The 13,985-nt window shown below is 61.3% G+C and carries 13 protein-coding genes and 1 pseudogene; 12 read left to right on the top strand and 2 right to left on the bottom strand.

Features of this window, described 5'->3' with window-relative positions:
* Positions 1 to 663: a secretin and TonB N-terminal domain-containing protein gene (locus tag ACRHIG_RS03720; RefSeq protein WP_489629401.1), complete on the bottom strand. Its 663-nt coding sequence runs from the start codon at positions 661 to 663 to the stop codon at positions 1 to 3.
* Between the two features lie 255 nt (positions 664 to 918).
* Here ACRHIG_RS03720 and ACRHIG_RS03715 point away from each other — a divergent pair, with 255 nt between their 5' ends.
* The 6 genes and pseudogenes from ACRHIG_RS03715 to ACRHIG_RS03690 all read left to right on the top strand — a co-directional run bounded on the left by ACRHIG_RS03715 (position 919) and on the right by ACRHIG_RS03690 (position 5,717).
* Positions 919 to 1,284 carry a hypothetical protein gene (locus ACRHIG_RS03715; protein WP_475416720.1) on the top strand — a complete coding sequence of 122 codons (366 nt, stop codon included), beginning with the start codon at positions 919 to 921 and terminating at the stop codon, positions 1,282 to 1,284.
* 94 nt (positions 1,285 to 1,378) lie between these two features.
* Positions 1,379 to 3,726, top strand: a pseudogene (locus tag ACRHIG_RS03710) (Tex family protein).
* Positions 3,727 to 3,730: 4 nt separating this feature from the next.
* Positions 3,731 to 4,201: a GNAT family N-acetyltransferase gene (locus ACRHIG_RS03705; RefSeq protein WP_489629400.1), complete on the top strand. Its 471-nt coding sequence runs from the start codon at positions 3,731 to 3,733 to the stop codon at positions 4,199 to 4,201.
* 105 nt (positions 4,202 to 4,306) lie between these two features.
* Positions 4,307 to 4,618: a Grx4 family monothiol glutaredoxin gene (gene grxD, locus ACRHIG_RS03700; protein ID WP_034753766.1), complete on the top strand. Its 312-nt coding sequence runs from the start codon at positions 4,307 to 4,309 to the stop codon at positions 4,616 to 4,618.
* Positions 4,611 to 5,231 carry a UbiX family flavin prenyltransferase gene (locus tag ACRHIG_RS03695; protein WP_475416722.1) on the top strand — a complete coding sequence of 207 codons (621 nt, stop codon included), beginning with the start codon at positions 4,611 to 4,613 and terminating at the stop codon, positions 5,229 to 5,231. The genes grxD and ACRHIG_RS03695 overlap by 8 nt, the downstream gene beginning before the upstream one ends.
* A 150-nt stretch (positions 5,232 to 5,381) precedes the next feature.
* Entirely contained in the window at positions 5,382 to 5,717 is a 336-nt protein-coding gene (locus ACRHIG_RS03690) for a hypothetical protein (RefSeq protein ID WP_162995524.1), read from the top strand.
* Between the two features lie 61 nt (positions 5,718 to 5,778).
* Here the strand turns inward: ACRHIG_RS03690 and ACRHIG_RS03685 are convergent, their stop codons facing one another.
* Positions 5,779 to 6,186 carry a hypothetical protein gene (locus ACRHIG_RS03685; RefSeq protein WP_034753756.1) on the bottom strand — a complete coding sequence of 136 codons (408 nt, stop codon included), beginning with the start codon at positions 6,184 to 6,186 and terminating at the stop codon, positions 5,779 to 5,781.
* Between the two features lie 712 nt (positions 6,187 to 6,898).
* Here ACRHIG_RS03685 and ACRHIG_RS03680 point away from each other — a divergent pair.
* From ACRHIG_RS03680 to ACRHIG_RS03655, 6 genes are all read left to right on the top strand, one after another.
* On the top strand, positions 6,899 to 7,303 hold the full coding sequence (locus tag ACRHIG_RS03680; RefSeq protein WP_489630736.1) for a MerR family transcriptional regulator: 405 nt from the start codon (positions 6,899 to 6,901) through the stop codon (positions 7,301 to 7,303).
* Positions 7,304 to 7,426: 123 nt separating this feature from the next.
* Positions 7,427 to 8,611: an isovaleryl-CoA dehydrogenase gene (locus tag ACRHIG_RS03675; protein WP_489629399.1), complete on the top strand. Its 1,185-nt coding sequence runs from the start codon at positions 7,427 to 7,429 to the stop codon at positions 8,609 to 8,611.
* 53 nt (positions 8,612 to 8,664) lie between these two features.
* On the top strand, positions 8,665 to 10,464 hold the full coding sequence (gene aceK, locus ACRHIG_RS03670; RefSeq protein ID WP_489629398.1) for a bifunctional isocitrate dehydrogenase kinase/phosphatase: 1,800 nt from the start codon (positions 8,665 to 8,667) through the stop codon (positions 10,462 to 10,464).
* Positions 10,461 to 11,657, top strand: a complete 1,197-nt coding sequence (locus ACRHIG_RS03665) for an acetyl-CoA C-acyltransferase (RefSeq protein WP_489629397.1) — start codon at positions 10,461 to 10,463, stop codon at positions 11,655 to 11,657. The genes aceK and ACRHIG_RS03665 overlap by 4 nt, the downstream gene beginning before the upstream one ends.
* A 73-nt stretch (positions 11,658 to 11,730) precedes the next feature.
* Positions 11,731 to 12,399, top strand: coding sequence for an SDR family oxidoreductase (locus tag ACRHIG_RS03660; RefSeq protein ID WP_070221733.1), 669 nt, complete (start codon positions 11,731 to 11,733; stop codon positions 12,397 to 12,399).
* A gap of 40 nt (positions 12,400 to 12,439) precedes the next feature.
* Positions 12,440 to 13,567, top strand: coding sequence for an acyl-CoA dehydrogenase family protein (locus tag ACRHIG_RS03655; RefSeq protein ID WP_489629396.1), 1,128 nt, complete (start codon positions 12,440 to 12,442; stop codon positions 13,565 to 13,567).
* Positions 13,568 to 13,985 lie beyond the last annotated feature (418 nt).

Raw genomic sequence — 13,985 nt, 5'->3', positions numbered from 1 at the left:
TCAAGTCGCTCCGGCCGGCAGGTAGGGCGCGCAATCGGCATCCGGGTCGGGCCGCGGCGTCAGCAAGATCGTCAGCGGCTGCGGCAAGCCCGCGGGCGGTGCGCCATCCATCAGCAGGCTGCGCAGGCGCTGCAGCACGGCGCGGTCGCGCTGCGCCACGCCGCTCGCTTCCAGCACGTGCACGGCGCGCACCTTGCCCCGCTCGTCGAGCCACAGCTGGAAGGCCAGGCGGTAGCGGCCGAAGGCGTCCGGATGCAAGCGGCACAGGGCGCGCGTGAGCGAACGCTGCAGGATGGCCGCATAGCCCTGCAGTGGCGGCGCGGCTGGGGCGGCCTGGGCCGGCACGAGCGCCGGCGCTGCCGGGGCGTCGGCCAGCGCCAGCAAGGTAAACGCATTGCTGCCGCTGAAGCGCGCGCCCAGCTGCGTGCCGGCCAGCAGGCGCTGCAGCGCCTCGGCCGGCGTGTAGTCACCGCGCACGGGCGCCGCCACTCTGCCCGCCGCCAGTTCGCTGCTGACGAGCACGGAATACCCGGTCACTTCGCCGAACGCCACCAGGGCCGCGTCGAGCGGCTGGGCGGGCAGGTCGAAGCGCACGGTGGCGGGCGCGCCCGCATCATTGCCGCCCGCGCCCGCCGCCGGCCGCATGAATGTCATCAATGTCATCAGCAAACAAGCGGACAGGGCCAGGGCGTTGCCTGTTGCGGTGCGGCGGTGAGTTCGTGTCATTTTCCAGGGAAATCAACGAGAGCCTGCTTATGAAGTGTCTTGACTGCAATGTTTCAAGCAGAATGGCAAGATGGTAGCTTCATAAAATGACAACTGCATGACATCGGTCACCTAGTTAGCGGGCTGGCGTGTCATCGCCGCGACACATGGCCTTGCTATGCTGGCCGCTTATTCACCGCTCCGGGAGCCGCCATGGCACGCCTGTTATCGCTGTTGCTGTTGATCTGCGCCGCCCTGCCCGCACAGGCGGACGAGCACACCGTCGTCGTGAAGGCCGCCGCGCCGCCAAAGGGCTGCGTGGAGGTGGAAGCGAACGGCCGGCGCGCGCCATCGATGTCTTGCTTGAATGAAAAATTATTGCCGAATAGCAACACCATGAACGGGCCGCCGCCCGCCCTGTCCGGCGCCGAAGCGATCATGCAGCGTCCGTCGAACCAGCTGGGCCTGTACAACCGCGCCGCCCTCGAACACCGCATGGGCAATGCCTTCGGCAAGTCCGTCACGCCGCAAAGGCCGCCAGCTCCCACGCCCGCCAGCCCGCTGCTGCCGGCTCGCTAGGCCGCTTGTCAACGCACAGTCCATTTGCGCTGTCAAGATTGCGCAATCGCGCCGATTGCGTATCATTCCAGGCTTGATCGCTCTGGAAACAACCATGCTGCCCACTATCGAACAACGCCTTGCCCTTGAACTTGCCGCCAAACCGGTGCAGGTTGCCGCCGCCATCGAACTGCTCGACGAAGGCGCCACCGTGCCCTTCATCGCCCGTTACCGCAAGGAAGCGACCGGCGGCCTCGACGATATCCAGCTGCGCCTGCTCGAAGAGCGCCTGCGCTACCTGCGCGAGCTGGAAGAGCGGCGCGCCGCCATCGTGGCGTCGATCACGGAACAGAACAAGATGACGCCCGAGCTGCTCGACGCCGTCATGCACGCGGAAGACAAGACCCGCCTGGAAGACCTGTATCTGCCATACAAACAGAAGCGCCGCACGAAGGCGCAGATCGCCATCGAAGCGGGCCTGATGCCGCTGGCCGACGGCTTGCTGGAAAACCCGGAACTGACGCCGGAAATGGAAGCGGGCAAGTTCCTGCGCGAGGCGTTTACGAGTGCCGACGGCAACAACCCGGGCGTGGCCGACACCAAGGCGGCCCTCGACGGCGCGCGCCAGATCCTGATGGAGCGCTTCGCCGAAGACGCGACCCTGCTGCAAACCTTGCGCGAATACGTGCAGGAACACGGCATCGTCGAATCGAAAGTGGTGGAAGGCAAGCAGGACGAAGGCGAGAAATTCGCCGATTATTTCGACTACTCGGAAACCATTTCCACCGTGCCATCGCACCGCGCGCTGGCCCTGCTGCGCGGCCGCCGCGAAGGCATCCTCGACGTCACCCTGCGCCTGGACACGGAAGCGGAAAAACCGAAATGGGATGCGCCGCACAACCCGTGCGAGGGCCGCATCGCCGCCCGCTTCGGCATCAAGCAGCAAGGCCGCCCGGCCGACAAGTGGCTGGCGGACACGGCGCGCTGGACCTGGCGCGTGAAAAGCTTCATGCACCTGGAAACGGAACTGATGGGCGCGCTGCGCGAACGCTCGGAACTCGACGCGATCAACGTCTTCGCCACCAATCTGAAAGCGCTGCTGCTGGCCGCGCCGGCCGGCCAGCGCGCCACCATGGGCCTCGATCCCGGCCTGCGCACGGGCGTCAAGGTGGCCGTGGTCGATGCCACCGGTAAAGTCGTCGACACGGCCGTGATCTACCCGCACCAGCCGAAGAACGACTGGGACGGTTCGCTGCATACCCTGGGCCGTCTTGCCGCCAAGCACAATGTGTCGCTGATTTCCATCGGCAACGGCACCGCCTCGCGCGAGACCGATAAACTGGCGCAGGATTTGATCAAGCAGCACCCGGAAGCGAAGATGACGAAGATCGTCGTCTCGGAAGCGGGCGCGTCGGTGTATTCGGCGTCCGAATTCGCCTCGAAGGAATTACCGGACATGGATGTGTCCCTGCGCGGCGCCGTGTCGATCGCGCGCCGCCTGCAAGACCCGCTGGCCGAGCTGGTCAAGATTGACCCGAAATCGATCGGCGTGGGCCAGTACCAGCACGACGTGAGCCAAAGCCAGCTGGCCCGCTCGCTCGATGCCGTGGTGGAAGATTGCGTGAACGCCGTGGGCGTGGACGTCAACACGGCGTCCGCTCCCTGCTGGCGCGCGTCTCCGGCCTGTCGGCCAGCGTGGCGCAAAGCATCGTCACCTACCGCGACATGAAGGGCGCGTTCACCTCGCGCGCGGCCTTGAAGGCGGTGCCGCGCCTGGGCGACAAGACCTACGAGCAGGCGGCCGGCTTCCTGCGCGTGATGGGCGGCGAGAACCCGCTCGACGCCTCGGCCGTCCACCCGGAATCGTACCCGCTGGTGGAAAAGATCCTGGCCGACATCAAGAAGGATATCAAGGCCGTCATCGGCGAAACGGCCTTGCTGAAAACCCTCAGCCCGGCAAAGTACGCGGATGAAACGTTCGGCGTGCCGACCATTAGCGATATTCTGAAGGAACTGGAAAAGCCGGGCCGCGACCCGCGTCCGGAATTTACCACCGCCACCTTCAAGGAAGGCGTGGAAGAAATCCGCGACCTGCGCCCGGACATGATTCTCGAAGGCGTGGTCACCAACGTGGCCGCCTTTGGCGCCTTCGTCGATATCGGCGTGCACCAGGATGGCCTGGTGCACATCTCGGCCCTGTCGAACACGTTTGTGAAAGACCCGCACACGGTGGTCAAGGCCGGACAAGTCGTGCGCGTGAAAGTGCTGGAAGTCGACGAGAAGCGCAAGCGCATCGCGCTGACCATGCGTTTGACGGACAGCGCGCCGCAGGCGGGCAGCAAGCCCGAGCAGCGTGGCGACCGCAACGACCGCCGCAGCATGGCGCAGCACCAGTCGCAGTCGCGCAACGCACCGGAGCCGGCCGGCAGCATGGCCGCCGCGTTCGCCAAGCTGCGCGGTTAAGCTCGTGGCCGCCGGGCATGACCTCGTCATCCTGGCGGTGGACGCCGCCGGCCCGGATGCGCAATTGCTGCTCGATGCATTGTCGGACGCGCTGCTGCGCATCAATGGCGACAGCGGCCGCTCTTCCTTCGATGTCGAAGCGGCAACGCCGCGCGGCGGCTTTTACCTGGCCCGCGACGGCGCCGGAGAACTGCTCGGTTGCGCCGCCCTGCGCCCGCTGGGTGGGCCGGACAGTGCCATAGGCGAACTCAAGCGCATGTATGCGCGCCCCGACAGCACAGGCGTGGGTGCGGCCCTGCTGGCCCACGTGGAGGCGCAGGCGCGTGCACATGGTTACCAGGCCCTGCATTTGTCCACCCGCGTGGCGAATGGCCACGCGGTGGCGTTTTATGCCAAACACGGCTATGTGCCGGTCCTTGCCTGGGGTAAATACGTGGGCGCGGCACAATCGGCCTGTCTGGGCAAGACCCTATAAGCGTCAACGTGGCTGACTTGCCCGATTTATGACTTGAGCGCATACCCGTGCCGTCGTTTTCTTATAAAATGACGGCATCTATTTATTTACCCATCAGAGGCAGCTATGAGCGACGTACAAACCTGGATCAAAGAAACCGTGACGAACACGCCAGTCGTGCTGTTCATGAAGGGCACGGCCCAGTTCCCGCAGTGCGGCTTTTCCGGCCGCGCCATCCAGATCCTGAAAGCGTGCGGCGTGGAAAACATCGCCACCGTCAACGTGCTGGACGACCCGGAAGTTCGCCAGGGCATCAAGGATTACTCGAACTGGCCGACCATTCCGCAGCTGTATGTGAAAGGCGAGTTCATCGGTGGTTCCGATATCATGAATGAAATGTTTGAATCGGGCGAACTGAAGTCCCTGCTGGATGCCTGATAGCCAAACGCAGCGGCCGCGCCGTATCGTCGTGGCCATCACGGGCGCCACGGGCGCCGTGTATGGCTTGCGGCTGCTGCAATTGCTCGGCGCCATCCCCGGCGTCGAGACGCATCTGGTCTTGTCGGATGCCGCTGTTTTGACCCTGCACCAGGAAACGGGCGTGGGACGCAAGGACATCGAAGCGCAGGCGCACGTCGTGCACAAGCTGCGCGACATCGGCGCCTCGATCGCCAGCGGCTCGTTTCAATCGGATGGCATGGTCGTCGCACCGTGTTCGATGAAGACCTTGGCGGCCGTGGCGCATGGCTTGTCGGATAATCTGATCACGCGGGCCGCCGATGTGGTGCTCAAGGAGCGCCGGCGCCTGATCCTGATGGTGCGCGAAACGCCGTTCAACCTGGCGCACCTGCGCAATATGACGGCCGTGACCGAAATGGGCGGCATCATCTTCCCGCCCTTACCGAGCTTTTATCACCACCCGCAGAGCATCGCGGAGATGGTCGACCATACGGTGGCGAGGGTCATCGACCTGCTCGGCATCGAGCACGCCCTGGCACCGCGGTGGAATGGCTTGAAATCCACAACGTCTGGCGACACCCCTATCTTGTAGTTAGCGTCACGATGCCCGACAAAAGCGTAGCGAGCGGAAGGAAGAGGTGGTCGAGAAGCGCAACCGTACTCCAGCACGGTGAGCATCGCAGACTACCTATGCCGACGCGCAGCAGCTTTGGTCAGGCATCCCTCACCTCTTGTCGAACTGATGAGCACTGGCCTGCTTCAAATCCCTGGCTTCTTCAACCATCCTGCGGTGGGCGATCCGTTTGCGCATCACTTCCGCATGTTGCGCGGCAGTCATGGGGGGCACGGTCATCAAGTCCTTCAGCTGCGCGGTATTGCTGTAGTTACTTTTCATAAGACGGCTCAAATGCTCGGCTCCGTAGTGGATGAACTGGCTGCTTCTGATGTGATTATGCGCTGGTATTGGCCGCTGCGCCGCTGCGTACGGGATTATTGTCAAATAATTCCGCTGCAGCGCAACATGCGAGGTCTTATTGTGCGGCAAAATCATGTCTCCAGTATGACCTTGCGCAAATAAAAGGACAGGGGAGCGCCGCCAGCGTAAGGCGGACGGCGCCGGCCGGGGAGGGCCTGGATGCTTACTTTTGGTAGTTGACTCTCACCAGCATGCGAATAAATTCTCGCGCGATTTGACGATGATGTTCATCTAATCTTTGCAAATCGGCAATTAATTTCACATCGGCGGACTCAAAACGCGATAAAGCGCTGCCCGCTTCGCCATTCGGCGTGGCGCTTTCCGGACCGCCAAAACGCAACCATTCCGCGGGAACGCCCAACCATTGGGCAATCATGCGCAATTTTTCTTGCGTGGGAATTGCTTCACCTACTAACCATTTCCTAGCTGCATGCACAGTAATCGGGCGTCCGTCGAAACGGATGTTGAATTCCCGGGCCAGTCTGGTCGGGCTGTCTGGAGAGTAATGGGCGTTTTTGAGAGCCAACTGAAGTCGCTGGCTGAAGCTTTCGCGTTCGTTAGAAGAATTCATAGGTGTACTATTTCATGTTGTAACATGAAAGTCAGTTTCTTGAATGACCATACAGATTGTTACATTTGAAAAGAGTATCAATTAACAATTAACACTCCGGCCGGGCTTTTCAGGTGAAAAAGTGGGCCGAATTTTCTCTTGTGATTCTGTGTGGCTTCGGGTCAAATTCGCGGCTAGCCTTGATTTTCGCACTGCAGCACGATTCAAAGCCTCGGTTTGGCATTACAACGTACGGTATCGGATAATGCCCTCCTCTACCGATACGCGCAATGCCCATGTCATACAATTTCTTGTAGACAAAGTTTTCAGAAGGGCCATTTTGTTTTCAATATAGAAACAACCTATACAACGTGCTCATAGTGAAAACGTTGTTTTTTGATCGTGCTTATTGGAAAGAATCTGCGCCAAAAATTTTACTGCCATCGCAGCGAAAAGAATGTCGCCGTTATGCCAGGAAAGCTCTTTTTGGTGTCATCTTGGCCACCAACTCTCGATCTTAAGCGCGTTTGCGCAAGAAGAATCAATTTATTTTCAGTAATCGTTGCCTTATTCGCCAAACTCTCCTGCCCACGCCGCCTTTTTCTTTGTTGCAGCACGGGCAGGGCACGCTACAATAGTATTGACGTTGACGTAAACGGCACTTTGCCACCACCTGCCTCGCCGCATCCCATCTGACGACCGACCACCCATGCAACCGACACCGCCCGCACCCTTGACGACCTATACCATTACCGAACTGGCGCGGGAATTCGACATCACGGCGCGCGCCATCCGTTTCTATGAAGACCAGGGCTTGCTCAGTCCGAAACGCGAAGGCGCAGGCGGCCGCAGCCGCGTCTACACGCCGCGCGACCGCACCCGCCTGAAGCTGACCCTGCGCGGCAAGCGCCTGGGCCTGGCCTTGTCGGAGATCAAGAGTCTGGTCGACATGTACGAGTCGCCGAAGGACACGCGCGCGCAGATGGACCGCTTCCTGGGCGTGCTGGCGCAGCACCGCCAGACCCTGGAGCAGCAGCGCATCGATATCGAAATGGCGCTGGCGGAAATCAGCGCGCATGAAGACGCGTGCGCGCGCATGCTGGCCGACTTGAATATTGATAAGGCGCAAACAACCTAGCAAGGCAAGCGGCGGACACCTGCCGCGCGCATCGCTTTACGTTTACGTAAACGTCACAACTGAGTATCATAGCTTCACTGACCCGGCCCCCATGACCGCCACACTTATAACGACGAGGACGACATGCTCCATCTTCCAGGCTTGACCTTTGACCACGGCGACGACATCGCCTCCCTGCGCGAAGCGATCCAACAATTTGCCGCCGCCGAAATCGCGCCGCGCGCGGCCGAGATCGACCGCACCGACCAGTTCCCCATGGACCTGTGGCGCAAGATGGGCGACATGGGCTTGCTCGGCATCACCGTCAGCGAAGAATACGGCGGCGCCGGCATGGGCTATCTGGCGCACATCGTCGCCATGGAAGAGATCTCGCGCGCCTCGGCCTCCATCGGCCTGTCCTACGGCGCCCACTCTAACCTGTGCGTCAACCAGATCAAGCGCAACGGCACGGCCGAGCAAAAGGCGAAATACCTGCCGAAACTGATCACGGGCGAACACATCGGCGCCCTGGCCATGTCGGAACCGAACGCGGGCTCGGACGTCGTCAGCATGAAGCTGCGCGCCGACTTCAAGGGCGACCGCTGGGTCTTGAACGGCACCAAGATGTGGATCACCAACGGTCCCGACGCGGACGTGCTGGTGGTGTACGCGAAGAACGACCTGGAAGCGGGTCCGCGCGGCATGACGGCGTTCCTGATCGAAAAGAATTTCAAGGGCTTTTCCATCGCGCAAAAGCTCGACAAGCTGGGCATGCGCGGTTCGCACACGGGTGAACTGGTGTTCCAGGATTGCGAAGTACCGGCCGAAAACGTGCTCGGCGGCCTGGGCAAGGGCGTCAACGTGCTGATGTCGGGCCTCGATTTCGAGCGCACCGTGCTGTCCGGCGGCCCGCTGGGCATCATGCAGGCCTGCATGGACCTGGTCGTGCCCTACGTACATGACCGCAAGCAATTCGGCCAGCCCATCGGCGAATTCCAGTTGATGCAGGGCAAGCTGGCCGATATGTATTCGACCATGATGGCGTGCAAGGCCTATGTCTACGCCGTGGGCCAGGCTTGCGACCGTGCCACCACGCCGGAAGCCGTGCGCCAGCTGCGCAAGGATGCGGCCGGCGCCATTCTGTATAGTGCAGAAAAGGCGACCTGGATGGCGGGCGAAGCGATCCAGGCCCTGGGCGGCAACGGCTACATCAACGAGTATCCGGCCGGCCGCCTGTGGCGCGATGCCAAGCTGTACGAAATCGGCGCCGGGACCAGCGAAATCCGCCGCATGCTGATAGGCCGCGAACTGTTTGCGGAAACCAAGTAAACAGGCGCGCGCGGCTATCGACTGGGTGATGAGCCATTTATGCGAGCACAGATATGACGCACATTGCCTTCCCCAAATTGCTCTCTTCCCAGATTGCATTCGATATCGCGCGCACCATCCGCGACGGCTTCGACAAGCATTACCGCCTGTTCCGCGCAACGAGCCAGCACGCCAAGCGGTATTTCGAGCAAGGCGCCTGGAGCGCGGCACAGACGGCGGCCCGCGAACGCATCGACTTCTATGACAAGCGCGTGCAGGAATGCGTGCAGATGCTCGAAGATGAGTACGAAGAGTCGGAGTTGAGCGACGAAGTATGGCGCGAACTCAAGCTGCACTACATCGGCATGCTGACGGAACACAAGCAGCCGGAACTGGCGGAAACCTTCTTCAATTCCGTCTGCTGTAACATCCTGCACCGCACGTATTTCAATAACGACTATATTTTCGTGCGCCCCGTCGTTTCCACGGAGTACATCGAAACACAAGACCCGGCACCCACCTACCGCGTGTATTACCCGGGCCAGGACGGCTTGCGCGACACACTGACGCGCATGGTGAGCAATTTCCAGCTGGACTGTGCATTTGCCAACCTGGAGCGTGACGTGGCCCAGGTGGAAGCGCGCCTGCAGCAACTGTTCGGCAGCGACCGGCTGGAACCGAACCACCAGCTCCAGGTCCTGACCAGTTTGTTCTACCGCAACAAGGGCGCCTACCTGGTCGGCAAGGCCATCAACGGCAACCGCGAATACCCGTTCGTCGTGCCCATCCTGCACAACCGGCACGGCAAGCTGGTGCTCGACACGGTGCTGTTCGAGCAGCAGCAGATCGCCGTGCTGTTTTCATTTACGCGCGCCTACTTCCTGGTGGATATGGAAGTGCCGTCCGCCTATGTGCAATTTCTCCGAAGTTTGCTCCCGCGCAAACCGCGCAGTGAAATTTATACGATACTGGGCTTGCAAAAACAGGGCAAGACCTTGTTTTACCGCGACTACCTGCAGCATTTAAAACATTCGTCGGATCATTTTGAAAGCGCGCCTGGCATTCGCGGCCTGGTGATGCTGGTGTTTGCCCTGCCGTCGTTTCCGTATGTCTTCAAGGTGATCAAGGATTTCTTTCCTCCTCCCAAGGAAACCACGCGCGCGCAAGTCCAGCAAAAGTATTTGCTGGTGAAACACCACGACCGCGTGGGCCGCATGGCCGACACGCTCGAGTATTCCAACGTGGCCTTTCCCCGCGCCCGCTTTGCCGCGGAACTGCTGGCCGAACTGAAACAGTTCGCCCCCTCGCTGATCGAGGAAGACCACGGGCAGATCATCATCCGCCACCTGTACATCGAGCGGCGCATGGTCCCGCTGAACATGTGGCTGAGCAATGCCGAGAAGGAAGGCCGCGACGACCTGGTGGAACACGCCATCGTCGAATACGGCAACGCCATCAAGGAGCTGGTGGCGGCGAATATTTTTCCTGGCGACATGCTGTATAAAAACTTTGGCGTGACACGTCATCAGCGTGTCGTTTTTTACGATTACGATGAAATCGAGTACATCACCGATTGCCAGTTTCGCGCCATCCCGCAAGCCCGCACGGAGGAGGAGGAAATGTCGGCCGAACCGTGGTATCCCATCGGCAAGCACGATGTGTTTCCCGAACAATTCGGCACCTTCCTGCTGGGTAATCCCCGCATCCGTAAATATTTCATGCAGCACCATGCCGACCTGCTGACGGCGCAATACTGGCAGGCGCGCAAGCAGCGCATCGAAGACGGCCATATCGAGGACGTCTTCCCGTATCCGCAGCACCTGCGTTTTTGTATGCAGTCACCCTCCCCACCCTTAACCGGAGATCCAACATGAATGATCCAGTCGTAATCGTCGGTGCCGCGCGCACCCCCATGGGCGCCTTCCAGGGCGATTTTGCCAACGTCACCGCCAGCGACCTGGGCGCCGTGGCCATCCGCGCCGCCGTCGAACGGGCCGGCGTGGCACCGGACGCCGTCGAGCACGTGTTTTTCGGCAATTGCCTGATGGCTGGCCAGGGCCAGGCGCCCGCGCGCCAGGCCTTGCGCAAGGCAGGCTTGCCCGATTCCACGGGCGCCGTGACCCTGTCGAAAATGTGCGGCTCGGCCATGCAGACGACCATGTTCGCGCATGACACCTTGCTCGCCGGCAGCGCCGACGTGGTGGTGGCGGGCGGCATGGAATCGATGACCAACGCCCCCTACCTGGTACCGAAGGCGCGCGGCGGCTACCGCATCGGCCACGGCATGATCTATGACCACATGATGATGGATGGCCTGGAAGACGCCTACAGCCGCGACGAAAAGGGCAATGCCCGCTCGATGGGCACGTTCGCCGAAGAGTGCGCCAGCCAGTACCAGTTCACGCGCGAAGCGCAGGATGCGTTTGCCATCGAATCCGTGAAGCGCGCGCAAGCGGCCACCAAGGATGGCAGTTTCGCATGGGAAATCGTACCCGTCACCGTTTCCGGCCGCGGCGGCGACACCATCGTCAGCATCGATGAGGGCCCGCAAAAAGCCCGCCTGGAAAAAATCCCGACCCTGAAGGCAGCGTTCAAGAAGGATGGCACCATCACGGCCGCCTCGTCTTCGTCGATCAACGATGGCGCGGCAGCCCTGGTGCTGATGCGCGAATCGACGGCGAAAAAGCTGGGCTGCACCGTCATCGCGAAAATCCACGGCCACGCCACGCATGCGCAAGCGCCGAACGAGTTCACCACGGCCCCCATCGGCGCCGTGAAGAAACTCTACGCCAAGACGGGCTGGAGCAGCAGCAATGTCGACTTGTTCGAGATCAATGAAGCGTTCGCCGCCGTGCCGATGGCCGCCATGCACGACCTCGACATTCCGCACAGCAAGATCAACATCCACGGCGGCGCCTGCGCGCTGGGCCACCCGATCGGCGCCTCGGGCGCGCGCATCATCGTCACCCTGCTGGGCGCCTTGAAGAAAACCGGCGGCAAGCGCGGCGTGGCGGCCCTGTGCATCGGCGGCGGCGAAGCGACGGCGATGGCGATCGAACTGGTATAAGCTCTTCCCGAGCACGGGCGCGCACCGCGGTTCACGGTGCGCGCCTTTCATTTTATTTTCAGGGAGAAAACATATGCCAACCGCATTGATCATCGGCGCCTCGCGCGGCATCGGCCACGAAATCGTCCGTCAGTACCGCCACGACGGCTGGCGAGTGATCGCCACGGCGCGCACACCGGACGCCTGCGAGGCCCTCAAGCAACTGGGTGCGGAAGCGCACCAGCTCGACGTGACGGACGTGGAAGGCTGTGCCGGCCTGGGCTGGAAGCTCGACGATGAAAAGCTCGACGTGGCCATCCTCAACGCGGGCGTGTACGGCCCCCGCCATGACGGTTTCCCTGCGCAAGCCGATTTCGATCTCGTCATGCACACGAACGTGCTGGCGGCCATGCGCCTGCTGCCGATCCTGGCGCCGCTGGTGGCCAATGCCAAGGGCAAACTGGCCGTGCTGTCTTCGCACATGGGCTCCCTGAGCGAGCGGGGCAACCCCAGCGGCTCGCTGTACCGCGCCAGCAAGGCGGCCTTGAATTCCGTGCTGATCGATACCAGCCTCGTGCATGGCCCGCAAGGCGTCAGCTGCGTGGCCTTCCACCCGGGCTGGGTGCGCACGGACATGGGCGGCGCCGGCGCCGATATTTCCCCGGAGGAAAGCGCAGCCGGCATCCGCGCCACGCTGGCCAGCCTGCCCGCCACGGACAAGGCCGTGTTCCGCAACTACGACGGCAAGCCCATCGCCTGGTAATTCACTGAATCCACCATAAAAACAAACGAGACGACGTCCCATGATACTCAATGAAGAACAATCGATGATCCAGGAAGCGCTGCGCAGTTTTTCGCGCGAGCGCCTGGCGCCCAATGCGGCCCGCTGGGACAAGGAACATCATTTCCCGAAAGAAGAACTACAGGAACTGGCCGCGCTGGGCGCCTTTGGCGTGGCCGTGCCGGAAGCGCTCGGTGGCGCCGGCCTCGACTACGTGTCCTTGGCCCTGGTGCTGGAAGAAATCGCCGCCGGCGATGGCGGCACCTCGACCATCATTTCCGTAAATAATTGCCCCGTGTGCAGCATCGCCATGATGTACGCCAACGATGCGCAAAAGCAACAATGGTTGCGTCCGCTGGCGCAAGGCGCCATGCTGGGTGCATTTTGCCTGACGGAACCGCACACGGGCAGCGACGCGTCCGCCCTGCGCACGACGGCCACCCGCGACGGCAATGCGTACGTGATCAACGGCACCAAGCAGTTCATTACCAGCGGCAAGTATGCGGACGTGGCCATCGTCATGGCCGTCACCGACAAGGCGGCCGGCAAGCGCGGCATCAGCGCCTTCTGGGTGCCGACGAACACGCCAGGCTACATCGTGGCGGGACTGGAACAGAAGATGGGCCAGCATTCGTCGGACACGGCGCAGATCCTGTTCGAGAATTGCCGCATCCCGGCGGAAAATCTGATCGGCGAAGAGGGACAAGGCTACAAGATCGCCCTGTCCGGCCTGGAAGGCGGACGCATCGGCATCGCTTCGCAAGCCGTGGGCATGGCGCGCGCCGCGTATGAGGCAGCGCTGAGCTACGCGCGCGAACGGGAAAGTTTCGGCAAGCCCATCTATGAACACCAGGCCGTGCAATTCCGCCTGGCCGACATGGCCACGCAGATCGAAGCGGCGCGCCAGCTGATACGCCACGCGGCGGCCATGAAGGATGCGAGCTTGCCGTGTTTAAAAGAAGCGGCCATGGCCAAGCTGTTTGCGTCGGAAATGGCGGAAAAAGTGTGTTCGGACGCCATCCAGGTGCACGGCGGCTACGGTTATGTGTCCGACTTCCCCGTCGAACGCATCTACCGCGACGTGCGCGTATGCCAGATTTACGAGGGCACCAGCGATATCCAGAAAATCCTGATCGCCAGGGCCTTGTAAAAGTATTTGGAAGTAACAGTCTCGGCGCTTTTAGAAACCGTAGCGAGCAAGCCCGATATCGGATTGAGTAACGCAGCCGTACTTCGGTACGGCGAGTAACGCCGATTCGAGAGCGGGCTGCGCAGTAGGTTTATAAACGCGCCCACCAGACGAAAAAAGCCCGCTAGCGCGGGCTTCGTTCCAATGTATTACCAATGCTTTAATCGTGTCATGGACGCCAGTGCTATCTGCAAAGTGCCTCCTGATTTTCGGACTCCCATGCTATCTGCATGGTGACTCCAAGTGTAAAATCGACCATCGTATCCGGAATTACAAAATCCATTTCTTCGCACTGTCACGCCATCGACATTACACCTGTCGGTCGCCGCGCTGAAACTGGATGGTGAGATAATTTGCTGCCAAATCTCAATCACTGAAC

It is taken from the genome of Janthinobacterium sp. C22, assembly GCF_057919405.1.
Note: the sequence above shows the minus strand (reverse complement) of the source record. Positions and strands in the feature narration are given on the sequence as shown.

Excerpts from the sequence above, each read along its gene's own strand:
- ACRHIG_RS03690 (WP_162995524.1), top strand. The coding sequence starts at position 5,382 with ATGAGCACTGGCCTGCTTCAAATCCCTGGCTTCTTCAACCATCCTGCG.
- ACRHIG_RS03685 (WP_034753756.1), bottom strand. The coding sequence starts at position 6,186 with ATGAATTCTTCTAACGAACGCGAAAGCTTCAGCCAGCGACTTCAGTTG.
- aceK (WP_489629398.1), top strand. The coding sequence starts at position 8,665 with ATGACGCACATTGCCTTCCCCAAATTGCTCTCTTCCCAGATTGCATTC.
- ACRHIG_RS03720 (WP_489629401.1), bottom strand. The coding sequence starts at position 663 with ATGACATTGATGACATTCATGCGGCCGGCGGCGGGCGCGGGCGGCAAT.
- ACRHIG_RS03715 (WP_475416720.1), top strand. The coding sequence starts at position 919 with ATGGCACGCCTGTTATCGCTGTTGCTGTTGATCTGCGCCGCCCTGCCC.
- ACRHIG_RS03660 (WP_070221733.1), top strand. The coding sequence starts at position 11,731 with ATGCCAACCGCATTGATCATCGGCGCCTCGCGCGGCATCGGCCACGAA.
- grxD (WP_034753766.1), top strand. The coding sequence starts at position 4,307 with ATGAGCGACGTACAAACCTGGATCAAAGAAACCGTGACGAACACGCCA.
- ACRHIG_RS03665 (WP_489629397.1), top strand. The coding sequence starts at position 10,461 with ATGAATGATCCAGTCGTAATCGTCGGTGCCGCGCGCACCCCCATGGGC.
- ACRHIG_RS03675 (WP_489629399.1), top strand. The coding sequence starts at position 7,427 with ATGCTCCATCTTCCAGGCTTGACCTTTGACCACGGCGACGACATCGCC.
- ACRHIG_RS03655 (WP_489629396.1), top strand. The coding sequence starts at position 12,440 with ATGATACTCAATGAAGAACAATCGATGATCCAGGAAGCGCTGCGCAGT.
- ACRHIG_RS03695 (WP_475416722.1), top strand. The coding sequence starts at position 4,611 with ATGCCTGATAGCCAAACGCAGCGGCCGCGCCGTATCGTCGTGGCCATC.